Here is a 17,400-nt window from a genome sequence, read left to right as displayed (position 1 = left end):
CGTGCTGGGCGTGCGGGAGGAGAGACGGATGTTCGGCCGGCTGATGACGACGCGGCGGTTCGTGCCGCTGTTCTGGTGCCAGTTCTTCAGTGCGTTCAACGACAATTTCGTCAAGAACGCGCTCGCCCTGCTGATCCTCTACACGCTGGCGCTGGAGAACGGCCCGGTGCTGGTGACGCTCGCCGGCGGCCTGTTCATGCTGCCGTTCTTCCTGCTCTCGAGCCTCGGCGGCGAGATGGCCGACCGCTTCGACAAGGGGGTGGTGGCGCGGCGGCTGAAGTTCGCCGAGATCTTCGTGGTGGCGATCGCCGGCGTCGGCTTCCTGCTGCACGACGTCAACATCCTGCTCGCCGCGCTGACGGGCATGGGCGTCCTCGGCGCGCTGTTCGGGCCGATCAAGTACGGCATCCTGCCCGACCACCTCTCCCGCGACGAGCTCGTCGCCGGCAACGCCCTGGTCGAGACCGCCACCTTCCTCGCCATCCTCGGCGGCACCGTCGGCGGTGGCCTCGCCATCCACCATCTGAACCACGAACTGATCGCCGTCATCACGATCGGGTTCGGGGTGATCAGCTGGATCTCGGCGGCCTTCATCCCGCACACCGGCAGCCGCGCGCCTGACCTCAAGATCGACCCCAACATCGCCCGCAGCACCTTGCGGGTCCTGAAGCAGCTCTACGCGCAGCCGAAGCTCTTCCGCGGCGCGCTGGTGGTCAGCTGGTTCTGGGCCGTCGGCATCATCGTCCTGTCGCTGCTGCCGACGCTGGTGAAGGAGAACGTCGGCGGCGACGAGAGCGTCACGACGCTGTTCCTCGCCTGCTTCGTCGTCGGCATCGCCTTCGGCTCGCTGCTCGCCGCCCGCGTCTCGCGCGGCCGCATCATCCTGTCGCTGGCACCGATCGGCTCGGTCCTGATGGGCGTCTTCGGGCTCGATCTCGGGCTGATGCTGTTGGGTGCCGCTCCGCCCCCGAACAGCGTCACCTGGGACACCTTCTTCCAGGCCCCGGGCGGCCTGCGCGCCGCCTTCGACCTCGTCGGCCTCGCCACCGCCGGCGGCCTCCTGATCGTGCCGGTGTTCGCCTGGATCCAGGCGACCTCAGGCGAGGACGAGCGCGCCCGCGTCATCGCCGGCAACAACGTGCTGAACGCCGCCTTCATGGTCGCCGCGACGGTGATCATCGTCGCTCTGCAGGCCGCCGGCCTCGGCGCCGCGACGCTGTTCGTGCTCACCGGCGCCGCCTGCCTCGTCGCCACCGTCGTGATCGCGAAGATCCTGCCGGGCAGCTTCCTGCGCGACATCGTGCTTTTGATCTTCCGCTTCGCCTTCCGCCTCGAGGTGCACGGCGAGGAGCACCTGCGCAACGCCGGTCCGAACGCCGTCGTCGCCGTCAACCACGTGAGCTTCCTCGACGCGCCGCTCGTCATGGCGCTGCTCGACACCGACCCGGTCTTCGCCATCGACAAGACGATCGCCACCCGCTGGTGGGTGAAGCCGTTCCTGAAGCTCGCCCGCACCTACGCCCTCGATCCGACCAAGCCGATGGCGACGCGCGCCCTCATCAACCAAGTGAAGGCCGGCGACAGCCTGGTGATCTTCCCGGAAGGCCGCATCACGGTCACCGGCTCCCTGATGAAGATCTACGACGGTGCCGCCCTCATCGCCGACAAGGCAGAGGCGCCGGTGGTGCCGGTGCGCATCGACGGGCTGGAGCGCACGCCGTTCTCCCACCTCAGCACCAAGCAGGCGAACAAGGCCTGGTTCCCGAAGGTGACGGTGACCATCCTCCCCTCCCGCCGGCTCGAGGTCGACCAGACGCTGATCGGCCGCCGTCGCCGTCACGCCGCCGGCTCGGCGCTGACCGACGAGATGGCGGACGCGATCTTCCGCACCACCCCGATCGACCGCACCCTGCCGGAGGCGGTCGCCGCCGCCGCGACCAAGTACGGCACGGGCCGCATCGCCGTGCAGGACCCGATGGGGGCCGAGCTTTCCTATTCGAAGCTCCTGCTCGGCACCTCGGTGCTCGCCCAGAAGTTCGCCACGGAGACGGTGGCCGGCGAAAAGGTCGGCGTCCTCCTGCCGAATTCGGCCGGCGTCGCCGTGGTGCTGCTCGCGCTGCAGCGCATCGGCCGCGTGCCGGCGATGCTGAACTTCACCGCCGGGCCGGCGAACCTCGTCGCCGCCTGCAAGGCGGCGGAGGTGCGCACCGTCTACTCGTCGCGCGCCTTCGTCGAGAAGGCGCGGCTCGAGAAGGAGATCGCCGCCCTCGGCCAGGCGGTGCGGGTCGTCATGCTGGAGGACCTGCGCGCCGGGATCGGCACCATGCAGAAGCTGCGCGGCTTCCTGGGCGCCCGGTCGATCCCGCGCGGCGACCCGGATGCGCCGGCCGTGGTGCTGTTCACCTCCGGCTCGGAGGGCACGCCGAAGGGCGTCGTGCTCTCCCACCGCAACATCCTGGCGAACTGCGCACAGGTCGCCGCCCGCATCGACTTCGGCCCGGCCGACATCATCTTCAACGTTTTGCCGGTGTTCCACTCGTTCGGGCTGACCGGCGGGCTGATGCTGCCGCTCGTCTCGGGCGTGAAGACCTATCTCTACCCCTCGCCGCTGCACTACCGGATCATCCCGGAGCTCGTCTACGCGACCAACGCCACGGCGCTGTTCGGGACGGACACCTTCCTCACCGGCTATGCCCGCTCGGCCAACGCCTACGACTTCCGCTCGCTGCGCTTCGTCGTCGCCGGTGCCGAGCCGGTGAAGCCGGAGACGCGCAAGGTGTGGTCGGAGCGCTTCGGGCTGCGCATCCTCGAGGGCTACGGCATCACCGAGGCCTCGCCGGTGGTGGCGGTGAACACGCCGATGTTCAACAAGGCCGGCACCGTCGGGCGGCTCTTGCCGGCGCTCGAGCATCGTCTCGACGCGGTCGACGGCGTCGATGTCGGCGGCCGGCTGATGCTGCGCGGGCCGAACGTCATGCTGGGCTACCTGCGCGTCGAGTCGCCGGGCGTCCTCGAGGCGCCGCCGGAGGGCTGGCACGACACCGGCGACATCGTCGCGATCGACGAGGAGGGCTTCGTCGCCATCAAGGGCCGGCTGAAGCGCTTCGCCAAGGTGGCGGGCGAGATGGTGTCGCTTTCGGCGGTGGAGCGCTTCGTGCAGGCGGCCTTCCCGGAGCACAAGCACGCCGCCGTGGCGCTGCCCGACCCGCGCAAGGGCGAGCGCATCGTGCTGGTGACGACCGAGCCCGGCCTCACCCGCGCGGCGGTGCTGGAGGCGGGCCGCGCCGCCCACGCCGCCGAACTGATGTTCCCGGCCGAGGTGATCGTCGTCGAGCACCTGCCGCTGCTCGGCTCCGGCAAGACCGACTATGTGTCGATCACCCGGCTCGCCGCAGAGCGGCAGGAGCAGGCGGCGGGCGCGGGCGCGACGGCGGCGGCGGGGGCGGCCGAATGACGCCGAACTACTACCTGCCGCCGAAGCGCGGCCGCGACGGGCGGCCGACGCGCGAGCGCATCTCCTCGGCGGCGCTGCAGCTGTTCGCCGAGAAGGGCTTCGACGGCACCTCGGTGCGCGACATCGCGCGCGCCGCCGGCATCGCCGAGGGGGCGCTCTACCGCCACTTCCCCTCGAAGGAGGCGCTCGCCCGCAGCCTCTTCCTCGACGGCTACGCGCGGCTCGCCGCCGACATCGGAACCCTCTGCGCCACGATCCCGGACTTTCCCGGCCGCGTCTCAGCCCTCGTCGGCCACTTCTGCCGGCTGTTCGACGAGGAGCCGACGCTGTTCGGCTTCCTGCTGCTCAACCAGCACGACCACCTGCGCTTCGTCGACCGCCAGGACGACGCCGGCAACGTCGTGTCGGCGCTGGAGCGGGTGTTCGTCGATGCGGTCGCGTCCGGCGAGATCCCGCCGCAGGACCCCGTGCTCGCCACCGCGCTGGCGCTGGGCACCGTCGCGCAGCCGGCCGTCTTCCACCTCTACGGCCGGCTGGAGGGAAGGCTTGCGGAGCGGACCGGGACGATCACGGCGGCCGTGCTGCGGGTGGTCGGCGCGGGCGGCGCGGGTGCATCCGCGAGCCTGGAGGCGGCTCCGGCCCGCGCCGCCGGCTGAGACGTTATCGACCGGCTGCGATCACACCCCCCGCACCAATACTTGATCGATGTTGAATTGACATCACCCCTTCCCCGCATTCGTCTTGCATCGCAACGTCACGCATCGACGAATAGCTCGCATGCACAGCCGGGGAAAACTATCAATGACCCAGTTTCTTGCTACGACTCTCATCTCCATGACGCTCGCGGCCAGCGCTCCCATGGTCGCATCGGCTGCTGAAACCGGATTTCCTTTCAGAAGCGGTGAGATGACGACGCCGGCGGCTTTGCCGAAAGGCACCTCCTTCCTGTCGATCGCGGAAGACATGGATTGCAGCGAACTGACCAACTGCGTCGGCACGGTCAGAGGCAAGAGGAACCGCCAGGTGGTCCTCACCCACATGAGCTGCCTGGTGGAGGCGGACGGCACGGCAACCGCCTTCGGCGCCATCCTGGACCAGAGCCAGGATGACGAAACCGCCCTCGCGATCCTGCCGGTGCTGTCGCGGACTGCTGTCGGCGGGGGCGAGTTCGCTGTCGTCGGCGGGCCCGTTCAGGTGGTCGTGAGGGAAGGCGAGCTTCTCGTCCTGTTCCTCCGCTTCGCCGAGGCTGGAGACGTCGAGGCTGTCTGCACGCTGACGGGGACGGTGGAGAAACTGTAGTCGCCACGCCCCCGTTACGGCACGCGTCGCGAGCAGAGGCCGCAGACACAACCCTTGCCGTCGGCCGCAGATTCGAGTGCACTGACGGGTTCCGGGTCCCTGTCGCAGAGGCCACGGCATCCGGCTCGAGCGACCGGGGCTCGCGAAAGCGGCCCCGACGCATCCCCGCGCGAAAAAAATGGCCCCGGGAGTGCTGTATGAGTTCCGATCTCGCCCCTGCCCCGCCCTTCGCGCTCACCGGGCTCGACCATGTCGTCTTCCGCGTCGTCGACGTCGAGCGGATGCTCGGCTTCTGGTGCGGCGTGCTCGGCTGTCCTGTGGAGCGCGAGCAGCCGGAACTCGGCCTCGTGCAGATCCGCGCCGGCACCGCGCTGATCGACCTCGTCACCGTCGACGGCGTGCTCGGCCGACGCGGCGGACCGGCGCCGGGGCCGGACGGGCACAATGTCGAGCATGTCTGCGTCGGCGTGCGGCCCTACGACGAGGCGGCGCTGACCGCCCACCTCGCCCGCCACGGCGTCGCGGTGGTGGAATCCGGCCCGCGCTACGGGGCGGAGGGCGAGGGTCCCTCGCTCTATGTCCGCGATCCGGAGGGCAACGTCATCGAGCTGAAGGGGCCGCCGGACTGACGCTCCGCCGGACGCGGCGGGGTCAGACCTCGGCGACGCGGACGCGGCCGCGGCCGTCCTGCTTGGCCTCGTAGAGGGCGCGGTCGGCATGCTCCATCATGCCGTCGAGCGTATGCTCGCGCGGATCGCCGACGAAGACGCCGATGCTCGCCGTCACCGCCACCGCGAGGGGGCCGACGCCGATCGCCTCGCCGGTCACCGCGGTGAGGAGGGCACCGGCCACCTCGATGCCACAGCGCCCGTCGGACGGCGCCAGCAGCAGCACGAACTCGTCGCCCCCGAGCCGCGCGACGAGCCCCCCCTCGCCCACCACCGCCCGGCAGCGCGTCACCACTTCCCGCAGCACGGTGTCGCCACCGCCGTGACCGTGCCGGTCGTTCACCGACTTGAAGTGATCGACGTCGAGGACGAGCAGCGTCACCGGGACCCCGTCGGCGCGGGCCTCGGCCAGCAGCTTCTCCGCCTCGGCGCGGAAGTGGACGCGGGTGGAGGCGCCGGTCAGCTCGTCGAAGAAGGCGAGGCGGATGAGGTCGGCGTCGGCGCGGTAGCGCTCCGTCATGTCGAGGGTGATCTGCAGGCTGTAGCGGCCGAAGGGCTGCAGGATAAAGCGCAGGCGGCGCGTCTGGCCGTCCTCACAGCGCACCCACCACTCGCCCTGGTCGACCAAAGGCTCGCCGGCGCGGACGGCCGCGACGGCGGCGTTCCAGGTCGCCTCCGCCTCGGCGCGGTAGAGGGGATCGGGATAGGCGTAGGCGAACCAGTCGTTGAAGTCGGAGGCGGTGTTGGCCGCCCAGTAGCCGAGCGTCTTCAGGACGTAGTCGTTGCAGAAGACGGCGCGGAAATCGCGGTCGAAGAGGTCGATGCCGAGCGGGATGGCGTCGACGACGCGGCGGAAGACGCCGTCCTCGATCTCGACGCCGGTCGCGCGGTCGTGGGCCTCGAGGGTGGCGAGCCAGAGCGAGCCGAGCGGCCGGCAGGCAACGGCGATGGGCGTGGGCGGCCCGCCGACCGTGCGCAGGAGCGGCAGGAACTGGCCGTGCGCTTCGGCCGGGCCGGCGACATGGGCGGCGACGGCGGCGGCCGCCTCCGGGCCCAGCACGCGGGCGAGCGGCGCCGGCGGCGACGTCCGGCAGGGGGCATCGGGTCCGCCGAGCAGGACGCCGGCCGCGGCGTTGCAGGCGAGCACGGTGGCACCGTCGGGCGACAGGAGCAGCAGCGCCGCCGCCACCGCATCGAACCAGACGTCCGGGGGAAGGTCTTCAACCACGTCGTCCAGCCACCCGCTCGCTCCCTTCAGGACCTCCCCCCGCTCATTAGCGGGTGGCGCGGGGTGCGCCGCAAGTCCCTTGACGGGGCACCGTCTGCGGCCGCTGGACGTCGCCGCCGCCACGGGGCACCCTCGCCCGACGGAGGACCCCATGACGACCCGAGCCGCGACGACCCGCACCGACATCCCCTTCCTGGAGGCCTGCATCGACCAGGCCCTCGGGCGCGAGCCGGCCGACCTCGTCGTCAAGGGCGTGCGGCTCCTCAACGTCGTCACCGGCGAGATCACCGAGACCGACATCGCCATCACCGGCGACCGCATCGTCGGCACCTACGCGACCTACGAGGGCCGGCAGGTGGTGGACGGGCGCGGGCTTTTCGCCGTGCCGGGCTTCATCGACACCCACGTCCACGTCGAATCGACGCTCGTCACGCCCTTCGAGTTCGACCGCTGCGTCCTGCCGGCTGGCACCACGACGGCGGTCTGCGACCCGCACGAAATCGCCAACGTCCTCGGCCGCGAGGGGCTCGACTATGTCATCGCCTCAGCCGAGCGGACGGTGATGGACCTGCGCGTGCAGCTCTCCTCCTGCGTGCCCTCCACAGCACTCGAGACCTCCGGGGCGCGTCTCGAGGCGGAGGACCTCGTTCCCTACCGCGATCACCCGAAGGTGATCGGCCTCGCCGAGTTCATGAACGTGCCGGGGGTGCTCAACAAGGACCCCGGCTGCCTCGCCAAGCTCGCCGCCTTCCAGGACCGCCACATCGACGGCCACGCCCCCCTCGTCACCGGCCGCGACCTCAACGCCTATCTTTCGACCGGCGTGCGCACCTGCCACGAGACGACGCGGCTCGACGAGGCGCGCGAGAAGCTGTCGAAGGGCATGCAGCTCCTCATCCGCGACGGCACCGCCTCCAAGGACGCCGCCCGCCTCGCGCCCGCGATCACGGTCGAGAGCTCGTGCCTGTGCAGCCTCTGCACCGACGACCGCAACCCCCTCGACATCCACGAGGAGGGCCACATCGACCACGTCATCCGCACGGTGATCGCGAACGGCGCGCCGATGCTGCACGCCTACCGCGCCGCCACCTGGTCGGCGGCGCAGGCGTTCGGCCTGCGCGACCGCGGCCTGATCGCGCCGGGGCGGCGGGCGGACATCGTGCTGGTCGAGAACCTCGAAGAGTGCCGCGTGCGGCAGGTGATCTCGGCCGGGCGGATCGTGACGCCGGAGCTGTTCGCGGCGCGCGGCGCAGCCCCGGCGCCGGTCGGGCTGTCGTCGATGAAGCTGAAGCCCGTGACGGCCGAGGCCTTCCGGGTGCCGGCGTCCGGTGGCGGCGGACCGGTGATCGGCGTGCGGCCGGGCTCGATCATCACCGACCACCTGTCGATGGACCTGCCCTTCCATCATAGCGAGCGCCATCCGGCGCCGGACGAGGATGTGCTGAAGGTGGCGGTGCTCGCCCGCCACGGCATCAACGACAACATCGGCCGCGGCTTCGTCCGCGGCTTCGGCTTCAAGCGCGGCGCGCTCGCCTCCTCCGTCGGCCACGATAGCCACAATGTCTGCGTCGTCGGCGCGTCGGACGCCGACATGGCGGCGGCGGTGAACCGCATCATCGACCTCCACGGCGGCTTCGTCGCGGTGGTGGACGGGAAGGTGGTCGGCGAACTGGCGCTGCCGATGGCGGGGCTGGTGTCGCTCGAGGACTACGAGACGGTGCGCGAGCGGCTCGAAGCCCTGCGCACGGCGGTGCGCGCCATGGGCTGCCCGCTCGCCGAACCGTTCCTGGCGCTCGCCTTCCTGCCGCTGCCGGTGATCCCGCATCTGAAGATCACCGACATGGGGGTGGTGGATGTGGATCGGTTCGAGTTGATCGGCTGAGGCGCGGCGGACGTACCAGCCTGGCAGCAGGCCGCCGTGGGCGCCGTTCGCCGCGTATGAGCAACACGAAGCGGCGAGCGTGATCCGGATCCGCCGCCACCCCGCAGTGACATCAACCGCCTGGAGTATGCGTTGCGCGATCCCTTCGCCCCGAGAGACCGTTTCGACCCGATGGCCGAGGGGCCGCCGCTGCGCGCCATCCTGATCACGCTGGCGACGGCAGTCGTCGCCTTCCTCGTCTACATGTGGTTCTGGCCGACGATGGTGTTCGTCATCTCGCAGCCGACGCCGGGCGGGGTGGTGAAGGTCGGCAGCGGCAACGTGATCGAGGTGCCGGCGAGCTTCGGCTTCCGGGCGCTGTCGGCGAATGTCGGCGGTGCCGCGGAGATCGTCTTCGAGTGCGCCGACGGCTCGCCGCCGGTGAAGGTGGGCACGATCGACGGCACGGGGCGGGAGATCGTGTTCATCGGGATCGCCGGGTGCGGGGTGAGCAACTACCGGAATTTCAGGCTGTTTTGAGCGGGGCGGTGGCGGATGCGGCGCGTCCCTCCCCTGCCAGGGGGAGGGACAGGCCGCGAAGCGGCCAGGGTGGGGCGCGTCAATCCGGAATGAGACAGCCGGCGTCGCGCACCTGATTGACAGGCCCCCACCTGCCGGCTTCGCCGGCTGTCCTCCCCCCTGGCAGGGGGAGGACGCGTCGCGCCCGTGGGGGCCATTCTTGCCCCCTACCCCGCCAGCTCTTCCTTCAGCATCTCAAGCGCCAGCCACTGGTCTTCCGCCTCGGCGAGCGCCGTCTCGGCGGTGGTTAGGGCGGCGGTCACCTTGTCGAAGCGGGCGCGGTCGCGGGTGTAGAGGTTGGCGTCCTCCAGCACCTTGCGATGGGCGGCGATCTCCTTCTCGAGCTTGGCGATCGTCTGCGGCAGCGTCTTCAGGGCGTGCTGCTCGTTGAAGGTGAGGCGGCGCTTGGCCGATCTGGCGCCCCCCGCCGCCCCGGAGGCTGCGGACGCGGCGGCGCCGGGGTCCGATGCCGCGGCAGCTGAGGTGCCGTCGCCGAGGTCGGTGCCGCCGTCGCGCCCACCGCCCCGCCCCGCCTTGCCAACCTTCCGCCGCGTCAGGTCGCCGCCACGCTGGGCGAGCATGTCGGAATAGCCGCCAGCGTATTCGGTCCAGCGGCCGTCGCCCTCCGGCGCGATCACCGAGCCGACGACGCGGTCGAGGAAGTCGCGGTCGTGGCTGACGAGGAACACCGTGCCCGCATAGCCGCCGAGGATGTCCTCCAGCACATCGAGCGTCTCGAGGTCGAGGTCATTGGTCGGCTCGTCCAGCACCAAGAGGTTGGAGGGTCGCGCCAGGGCCCGCGCGAGCGTCAGGCGGCCGCGCTCGCCGCCGGACAGCGCCGAGACGGGCGTGCGCGCCTGCTCGGGGGCGAACAGGAAGTCGGTCATGTAGGAGACGACGTGGCGCGGCGCGCCGTTCACCATGACGCTGTCGCTGCGCCCGCCGGTGAGCGTCTCGGCCAGCGACTTGTCCGGGTCGAGGCTGTCGCGGCCCTGTTCCAGCGTCGCGATCTCGAGGTTGGTACCGATCTTGATGCGGCCGTCGTCAGGCACGAGCTGGCCGGTGAGCAACTTGATCAGCGTCGTCTTGCCGGCACCGTTCGGGCCGACGAAGCCGAGCCGGTCGCCGCGGCGGATGCGGATCGCGAGATCGCGGACGATCGGCCGGCCCTCGTAGGCCTTCGACAGCCCCTCGGCCTCCACCACCATCGCGCCGGACGACGACGCCTCGGAGGCCGTCGCCTCGACCTTGCCGGTCGGGCCGCGCATAGCCTTGCGGGATTCGCGCAGCGCGTAGAGGTCGCCGAGGCGGCGGACGTTGCGCTTGCGCCGGGCGGTGACGCCGTAGCGCAGCCAGTCGGCCTCGGCGGCGAGCTTGCGGTCGATCTTGTGCTTCTGCGTCTCCTCCTCGGCATAGGCCTCGTCGCGCCAGGCCTCGAAGGCGGAGAAGCCGCGCTCGATGCGCCGGGTGCGGCCGCGGTCGAGCCAGACGGTGGCGCGCGACAGGTTCGACAGGAAGCGCCGGTCGTGGCTGATGGTGACGATCGCCGCCTTCATCTGACCGAGCGTCGTCTCCAGCCACTCGATGGCCGCGATGTCGAGATGGTTGGTCGGCTCGTCGATGAGCAGGATGTCGGGATCCGGCGCCAGCGTGCGGGCGATCGCCGCGCGGCGCGCCTCGCCGCCGGAGAGGCGCTTCGGGTCCTCCTCCCCGGTGAGGCCGAGGTCTTCGAGCAGCGTGCGGGCGCGGTGGGCGTCGTCGCCCGGCGCGAGGCCGGCGGCGACGTAGGCCTCGACGGTCGAGAAGCCCGAGAAGTCCGGCTCCTGCGGAAGGTAGCGCAGCGTCGCGCCGGGCTGCACGAAGCGGCTGCCGCCGTCCATCTCGATCAGGCCGGCGGCGATCTTGAGCAGCGTCGACTTGCCCGAGCCGTTGCGGCCGACGAGGCAGATGCGATCCCCGGCCGAGGCAGACAGTTCGGCCGAGACGATCAGCGGCGTGCCGCCGAAGGTCAGCGCGATGTCCTTGAGGATGAGGATCGGGGGCTTCGACAACGGGACACTCGCGGCGCAGGCGGGAAAGGGTGCGCCGCAACACGGCGGCACGCCGGCGGGTCATGCCCGCTCGGAGCCACGGTGGCAAGGCGGAGCGTGGCCGCAGCGGCGGTACCAGGCGGCGGCGGGGCCGCAATTCCGCGCCCAGAGCCCGGCCGCATGCCCTCGCTTGGCCGATCCCGGCGCCGTGATCACGCCGCCGGACGGGGGCTCTGGCCCGGCGCACGACGGCGGGCCATAAGGCCGTCGTCGGAGCAATCCTCGAAAGGCCTCGCCATGACCCGCCGCGCCCTCCTCGTCGTCGACCTGCAGAACGAGTACTTCCCCGGCGGCAAGCTGCTGCTGGTGGGCATCGAGGCCGCCGCCAACAATGCGGCGCGCGTCGTCGCGGCGGCGCGGGCGCAGGGCGATCTCGTCGTCCACATCCGTCACGAAATGCCGGGCGAAGCGGTGTTCACGCCGGGCTCGCACGGGGCGGAGATCAATGCCGTCGTCGCGCCGGCGGCGGGCGAGCCGGTGATCACCAAGAACTTCCCGAGCTCCTTCCGCGCCACGGAACTCGAGGCCCTGCTCGACGGCCACGGCGTCGAGGACGTCGTGGTGGTCGGCGCCATGAGCCACATGTGCATCGACGCCACCGTGCGGGCCGCCAATGACCTCGGCTACGGCACGACGACGGTGCACGATGCCTGCGCGACGATGGCGCTCGAGTTCGGCGGCGCGAGCGTGCCGGCGGGCCAGGTGCACGCCGCCATCATGGCGGCGCTCTCCGATGCTTACGGCGCGGTGGTGGACACCGAGGCCGCCCTCGCCCGCTGAGGCGGATGGACGATACGGCGGCGGGCCGAGCCCGGGGCCCGCCCGTCGCCCAGGCGCCCCGCCGGCCGCCGTCCGGTCTCAGGTGCGGACCGGGCAGCGGTCCGCCATCGCCTCGCCGAAGGTCTCGGGTCCCACCTTCCGCAGGAACGCCAGCGTTCGCGTGCGGATTTCCTCGTTCTCCGGATGTCGGAGGCTGAGGCCATCGATCTTGCCCGACGCCGACGCGTAGATCTGCCGGGCCTCGTCGGTCAAAAGATAGTCGGTGATCGCCGAGCCGGGATGGGCGGTGCGATAGGCCACCCAGCCCTTCTCGAGCCGCCGCTTCTCACCGAGCGTCTTGACCGTCGACTGCTTGAAGAGCCTCGGGAAGTGGACGTGCTTCAGCCCTTCCAGGGCGTGTCCGAACTCCGGGTCCGCCTGAACGAAGACCGCGCGGTCGACCTTCGTCATCGCGATCATGCCGGTGCACATCGCGCACGGTTCGAGCGTCGTGTAGATCGTGTAGCCGGACATGTACTTGTCGACGCCGGGACAGTCGAGAAAGGCCTGGATGAGCCTCACCTCGCCATGCTGGGTGGCGTTGTCGGTGACCGTGACCGAGTTGCGGGCCCAGAAGACCGGACGGTGGTCCTTGTCGACCAGGATCGATCCGATGTTGTGGCCGCGGCCACCGGGGCGCGACTGCCAGTCGCGATAGACCATGTCGAGCACGGCGAGGCTGAAGATCGTGTCGCGCTCGGTCGCCTTCGGGTCGCGCCGGGTCGCCGCCTCCACAGGCTGGCAGTGGAACCCCATAGCGGCGGGCGTGAGGAGCATCATGCCCATCAGCCCGCTGAAGGTCCGGCGATCGATGTTGGTCAAGACTCTTACCTCCTCTGTGCGGCCGCACGCGTCGCCGACTGGCGTCGACGGGCGCGTGCGGCGCGGCCCCGGCAGGGAGCGCGAGCAGACTTCAGCGGCTGAACTTCAGCAGCAGGTAGCCGCGCGTCCAGCTGACCATCGTGCGCTTCTTGCCGTTCTCGACGATCTCGCCGGCCGCCGCCTTGACGAGCCGGCGCGGGTCGGCGTGGAACAGGCCGGACGGTCCGTAGAGCAGCGCCTTCTGGTAGGTGGCGCTGGCACAGAGCTGCACGTCGTAGCGGTTGGCGAGGTCGAAGTTTTCCACCGCGCCCGGGGGGGCGCACTTCTCCCGGATCGCCGTGTTGAGCGCCTTCTGCGTCGGCGCATCCGGCGGCACGCCGATCCCCTCGAGCGTGAAGCGCACGGCCGAGACGCCGTAGAATACCCCGGTCGAACGCGCCACCCGAGGGTTGCCGTCGCGGGCGAAGATCCCGTCGAGGATGCCGGCGTAGGTGTTGGCGCAGGCGGCCATATTGAACTTCGCGGTCGTCGTGATCTTGACGAGCTCACCGTCGACGAAGTCGCCGACGTCTTCTTCAGGCGTCAGGCCCGTCGGGAAGCACGAGGCGCCGCCGTTCGCCGGCGGGTTGGCGACCCGCATCTCGCGGCGGGTGTCGTCCTGGCCGAGGCCGAGGAAGGTGCGGCTGAAGACGTTGAAGGTCTTGCCGTTGAGGGTGATGGCATAGACGTTCTTCGCCGCGTCCACCGGCTTCGTCGTCGGATAGCTCACCTGCATCGACGAGCCACCGACCTCGACGATGCCGACCGGCGTCGTCTTCGTCGTGAACGACTGGCGATAGTTGTCGTTGAGGTCGACCCAGGTCCAGACGCCCTCCTCGGCGCTGCCGTCGGTGGTGCGCGCCGCCCCGGCGACGAAGCCGCGGCCGGCGATGTAGGTGCGGATGCCGTCGTAGAAGGCGGTGACTTCCTTGGCCGTGTGGGTGCCGATCGGCTTCTGGACGCGGCGCATGCCGGCGGTGGCGAGCACGTCGACCGCCACATCGGCGGGCTTCACGCCGTGCTTGGCGAGCTCGGCCTTGGCGGAGGCGAGCAGCGGCTTGAACACCGTCTCGCCGACCTCGTTCGGGCCGAGGCAGCGGCACTGGCCGCCGACGCCGTTGATGAAGTCGTCGATGCCGTCCTCGGCATCGTCGTTCTCGAAGGAGGCTATCTCCTTCACGGCCGGATAGGGGCCGGGCTTCACCTTGTAGAGGCGCAGCCGCGTGCCGCTCGAGCCGGCGTCGACGACCGCCGTGTAGACGACCTTCTCGGCCGCCGCGACGCTCGTCGCCGGCGCGAGGCCGAAGGACAGGAACAGGCCGAGCACGAGGCCCCGGTGCAGGCGTGTGCCCGCCACCGCTGAAATGCGTCCGATCACGATAGTCCCCCGCTTTGGAGCGATGCCCCACGCCCATCCGCCGACGAGCCGCCGGCGCCCGGCCCTTCTCGGCCGTTCACAAGACGGCAGAGTGTCGGGCGGCGGCAGGGAAAGCGATCGGAAGCGGTTCCGTTTCGCGAGCGACCCGCGGATTTAGGCACCAGAAATGGAGTGATTGGTGGCCGGCAGGCGCCGCCCGAGCCGCGTCAGTAGATCGGATGCGCCCGGCAGAGCGCCTGCACCTCGGCACGAACGGCGGCGATCGTCGCCGCGTCAGTCGGGTCGGCGAGCACGCGGGCGATGAAGCCGCCGATCGCCGTGAAGTCGTCTGCATCGAAGCCGCGGGCCGTGCCGGCGTTGCTCGACAGCCGCAGGCCCGAGGGGGCCTCCGGCGGGCGCGGGTCGAAAGGCAGGAGGTTCTTGTTGACCGCCAGCCCGGCCTTCTCGAGCGCCTTCGCGGCCACGTCGCCGGTGACGCCGCGCACGGCGGTGTCCGCCAGCATCAGGCCGGTATCGGTGCCGCCGGAGACGAGGCGGAAGCCGGCATCCTGCAGAGAGGCCGCCAGCGCCTGGGCGTTTTCGAGGACGGCGCGGTTGTAGGCGACGAACTCGGGCCGGAGCGCCTCGCCGAGGCAGGCGGCCTTGCCGGCGACCGCGTGCATCATCACCGAGCCCTGCACGCCGGGGAAGATGCCGTAGTTGATGCGGTCGGACAGCGCCTCGTCGTTCCACAGCACCATGCCGCCGCGGGCGCCGCGCAGCGACTTGTAGGTCGTCGTGGTGACGACGTCGGCGTGGGGGAAGGGGTCCGGGTGCAGCTTCGTCGCCACGAGGCCGGCGAAGTGGGCCATGTCGACCATGAACAGGGCGCCGACTTCGGCGGCGATCGCCTTCAGCCCGGCAAAGTCGATGATCCGCGGATAGGCCGAGCCGCCGGCGACGATCAGCTTCGGGCGGTGCTCGCGGGCGAGGTCGCGCACCTCGTCGAGGTCGATGCGCTCGCTGTCGCGGGCGACGCCGTAGGAGACGATGCGGTAGTCGCGCCCGGTGAGCGTCGCCGGGTGGCCGTGGCTGATGTGGCCGCCGGCGGCGGTGTTCATCGAGAGAATGGTGTCGCCGAGCTTCAGAAGCCCGAGGAAGACGCCGGCATTGGCGTTCGAGCCCGAGTGCGGCTGGACGTTGGCGAAGCGGCTGCCGAACAGTGCGCAGGCGCGCTCGATCGCCAGCGCCTCGATGACGTCGGCGAACTCGGCGCCGCCGTAGTAGCGGTGATAGGCAAAGCCCTCGACGGTCTTGTTGGTGAGCACCGAGCCCTGCGCGGCGAGCACCGCCTTCGAGACGATGTTCTCCGATGCGATCAGCTCGATGCCGTCGCGCTGGCGGGCGAGTTCGCCCTCGATCGCCGCGGCGAGCACCGGATCGGCCTCGAGGCCGCGGGAAAAATAGCCCTCGTGCAGCGTCGTCATGTGGGCGTGTCCATGATGGTGGGCGTGGTGGTGCTCGGCGCCGAGCACGATCGGCTCGCCATGCGGCGTGGCGCGGGCGGCGCGGTCCCAGGCGTCGCGGCGGCGGGCGAGTTCGTCAGCGCCGACGAGCGCCTTGCCGGCCGACAGCGTTTCCAGCGTCGACAGCCAAGACTGCCAGTAGCCCTCGTCCGGCGCCGCGGCGAGGCGGGCGCCGAGGGTAGCGGCCCACTCGCCCCAGGTGAAGGCGCCGCGGTCGGCGAGCGTCACCGCCATCGCGAAGGCCTGCGCCTGCCAGGGCTCGTCGAAGGGCGCCTCAGCGGGGCCTGAGATAGGGCTCGAAGAGGTCGGCGACGATCGCGGTGGCAGGCTCGGCATCGGCACCCCAGAGGTCTTCGGCGGCAAAGCGCACCGCATAGAGCCACGCCGGCGCCTCGCCGGCGCCGTGAGCGTTGGTGTCGGGATAGACGTGGACGCCCTGCACCCGCTCGATGACGCCCGGGCGGCCGCGCAGATAGCGCGGCAACCGCGTGTGGCCGTGCGGGTTGGCGAGGCGGGTGACGACGGCGTCGCCGACGGAAAAGCGCGCCGGCTTGGTCGCCGGCCGCTCGGTCGGGCCGCCGCGGGCGAGAACGGCCGGCACGTCGGCGGCGGCGAGCACGCGCTTCACGGGCTTGGCCGGCGCGAGCACCCGGCCCGCCGCAATCTCCTCGGCCGTGGCGAGGCCCTGTTCGACGAGCAGGCGCTCCAGCCCGGCGATCCAGATCTCGTAGTAGCTCGACGAGAGATAGTCGGCCGGCGGCATCCGCTCGCGGGCATGGCGGGACGTGTCGATCGACCACGAGCCGGTGGCACCCATGGCGAGCGTCAGCGCCAGCGCCCGCTTCTCCCACGCCGCGTGGAACAGCGGCTCGTCCACCTCGGGCGCGATCGCGCCGAATCCATGCTGGCCGCCGAGGTCCTGGGCGCCGTTCACGGCTGGTCCGCCGACTGGCCCGCCGGACTCTTGGCGAGGCCGGTGCCGATCATGCTGTCGCGGGTGACGAGGTCGGCGAGCGCCTCCTCGCTCCAGCCCTCGGTGCCGGCGGGGCGCATCGGCACGACGAGGTACCGCATCTCGGCGGTCGAATCCCAGACGCGGACGGCGGTGCCCGCGGGAAGCTCAACGCCGAACTCGGCAAGCACGGCGCGCGGCTCGGCGACGGCGCGCGAGCGGTAGGGCGGCGCCTTGTACCAGACCGGCGGCAGCCCCAGCACCGACCACGGGTAGCAGGAGCAGAGCGTGCAGACGACGAGGTTGTGGACGGCGGGCGTGTTCTCCACCGCCACCATGTGCTCGCCCTGGCGCCCGGTGATGCCGAGCTCGGCGATCGCCGCGGTGGCGTCGGTGGCCAGGCGGTCGCGGTAGGCCGGGTCGCTCCAGGCGCGGGCGACGACGCGGGCGCCGTTGCGGGGCCCGACCTTCGTCTCGTAGGTGTCGATCAGCACGTCGAGCGCTGCCGGATCGACGTAGCCCTTCTCGACCAGCAGGCTCTCGAGCGCCCGCACGCGCAGTTCGATCGGCGAGAGCTCGGAGCCTTCGCCGTGCGGATGGTCGTGGGCGTGGGCGTGGCCTGGGTGCCCGTGGTGCGGGTGGCCGTGATGGGGGTGTTCGCCGCTCATGGCGGTCACGCTAGCGGATCGTGGCGAGGCCGTCATCC

The 17,400-nt window shown here is 71.0% G+C and carries 14 protein-coding genes; 7 read left to right on the top strand and 7 right to left on the bottom strand.

All coding sequences use genetic code 11. The features are described from left to right. Positions 1 to 28: 28 nt before the first annotated feature. The 4 genes from RUR49_RS05755 (at position 29) to RUR49_RS05740 (ending at position 5,382) form a co-directional block, all read left to right on the top strand. Positions 29 to 3,454, top strand: coding sequence for an acyl-[ACP]--phospholipid O-acyltransferase (locus RUR49_RS05755; protein ID WP_409145415.1), 3,426 nt, complete (start codon positions 29 to 31; stop codon positions 3,452 to 3,454). Further along, positions 3,451 to 4,110, top strand: coding sequence for a TetR/AcrR family transcriptional regulator (locus RUR49_RS05750; protein WP_409145414.1), 660 nt, complete (start codon positions 3,451 to 3,453; stop codon positions 4,108 to 4,110). The genes RUR49_RS05755 and RUR49_RS05750 overlap by 4 nt, the downstream gene beginning before the upstream one ends. 145 nt (positions 4,111 to 4,255) lie before the next feature. After that, a complete protein-coding gene (locus RUR49_RS05745) occupies positions 4,256 to 4,753 on the top strand; it encodes a hypothetical protein (protein WP_409145413.1) in 498 nt (165 codons plus the stop codon). A 197-nt stretch (positions 4,754 to 4,950) separates the two neighbouring features. Beyond that, positions 4,951 to 5,382 (top strand): VOC family protein, encoded by a 432-nt coding sequence (locus RUR49_RS05740; protein WP_409145412.1) that lies wholly within the window; start codon positions 4,951 to 4,953, stop codon positions 5,380 to 5,382. Positions 5,383 to 5,404: 22 nt separating this feature from the next. Here the strand turns inward: RUR49_RS05740 and RUR49_RS05735 are convergent, their stop codons facing one another. After that, the gene (locus tag RUR49_RS05735; RefSeq protein WP_409145411.1) at positions 5,405 to 6,649 is read right to left on the bottom strand and encodes a GGDEF domain-containing protein; all 1,245 of its coding nucleotides are present in this window, start codon (positions 6,647 to 6,649) and stop codon (positions 5,405 to 5,407) included. A gap of 151 nt (positions 6,650 to 6,800) precedes the next feature. Here RUR49_RS05735 and ade point away from each other — a divergent pair, with 151 nt between their 5' ends. Then, a complete protein-coding gene (gene ade, locus RUR49_RS05730) occupies positions 6,801 to 8,531 on the top strand; it encodes an adenine deaminase (RefSeq protein WP_409145410.1) in 1,731 nt (576 codons plus the stop codon). A gap of 132 nt (positions 8,532 to 8,663) precedes the next feature. Further along, a complete protein-coding gene (locus tag RUR49_RS05725) occupies positions 8,664 to 9,050 on the top strand; it encodes a hypothetical protein (RefSeq protein WP_409145409.1) in 387 nt (128 codons plus the stop codon). Between the two features lie 206 nt (positions 9,051 to 9,256). On the opposite strand, the gene RUR49_RS05720 is transcribed toward RUR49_RS05725, so the two are convergent. Next, positions 9,257 to 11,140, bottom strand: coding sequence for an ABC-F family ATP-binding cassette domain-containing protein (locus RUR49_RS05720; RefSeq protein WP_409145408.1), 1,884 nt, complete (start codon positions 11,138 to 11,140; stop codon positions 9,257 to 9,259). A 276-nt stretch (positions 11,141 to 11,416) separates the two neighbouring features. On the opposite strand from RUR49_RS05720, the gene RUR49_RS05715 reads away from it, so the two are divergent. Further along, positions 11,417 to 11,959: a cysteine hydrolase family protein gene (locus RUR49_RS05715; RefSeq protein WP_409145407.1), complete on the top strand. Its 543-nt coding sequence runs from the start codon at positions 11,417 to 11,419 to the stop codon at positions 11,957 to 11,959. A gap of 78 nt (positions 11,960 to 12,037) precedes the next feature. Here RUR49_RS05715 and RUR49_RS05710 read toward each other — a convergent pair whose 3' ends face one another. The 5 genes from RUR49_RS05710 to nthA all read right to left on the bottom strand — a co-directional run bounded on the left by RUR49_RS05710 (position 12,038) and on the right by nthA (position 17,362). After that, on the bottom strand, positions 12,038 to 12,820 hold the full coding sequence (locus tag RUR49_RS05710) for a nucleoside deaminase (protein WP_409145406.1): 783 nt from the start codon (positions 12,818 to 12,820) through the stop codon (positions 12,038 to 12,040). 91 nt (positions 12,821 to 12,911) lie between these two features. Continuing rightward, a complete protein-coding gene (locus RUR49_RS05705) occupies positions 12,912 to 14,237 on the bottom strand; it encodes a hypothetical protein (RefSeq protein WP_409145405.1) in 1,326 nt (441 codons plus the stop codon). A 206-nt stretch (positions 14,238 to 14,443) separates the two neighbouring features. Further along, positions 14,444 to 16,078 (bottom strand): nitrile hydratase accessory protein, encoded by a 1,635-nt coding sequence (locus RUR49_RS05700; protein ID WP_409146337.1) that lies wholly within the window; start codon positions 16,076 to 16,078, stop codon positions 14,444 to 14,446. Then, positions 16,017 to 16,676, bottom strand: a complete 660-nt coding sequence (nthB, locus tag RUR49_RS05695) for a nitrile hydratase subunit beta (RefSeq protein ID WP_409145404.1) — start codon at positions 16,674 to 16,676, stop codon at positions 16,017 to 16,019. The genes RUR49_RS05700 and nthB overlap by 62 nt, the downstream gene beginning before the upstream one ends. Beyond that, on the bottom strand, positions 16,673 to 17,362 hold the full coding sequence (nthA, locus tag RUR49_RS05690) for a nitrile hydratase subunit alpha (RefSeq protein ID WP_409146336.1): 690 nt from the start codon (positions 17,360 to 17,362) through the stop codon (positions 16,673 to 16,675). Before nthA ends, nthB begins: the two co-directional genes overlap by 4 nt. Positions 17,363 to 17,400 lie beyond the last annotated feature (38 nt).

The sequence above is a fragment of the Pseudoxanthobacter sp. M-2 genome (genome assembly GCF_046156265.1).
Classification (GTDB): domain Bacteria; phylum Pseudomonadota; class Alphaproteobacteria; order Rhizobiales; family Segnochrobactraceae; genus CAMDHY01.
This window is presented reverse-complemented; position numbering and strand designations above follow the sequence as displayed.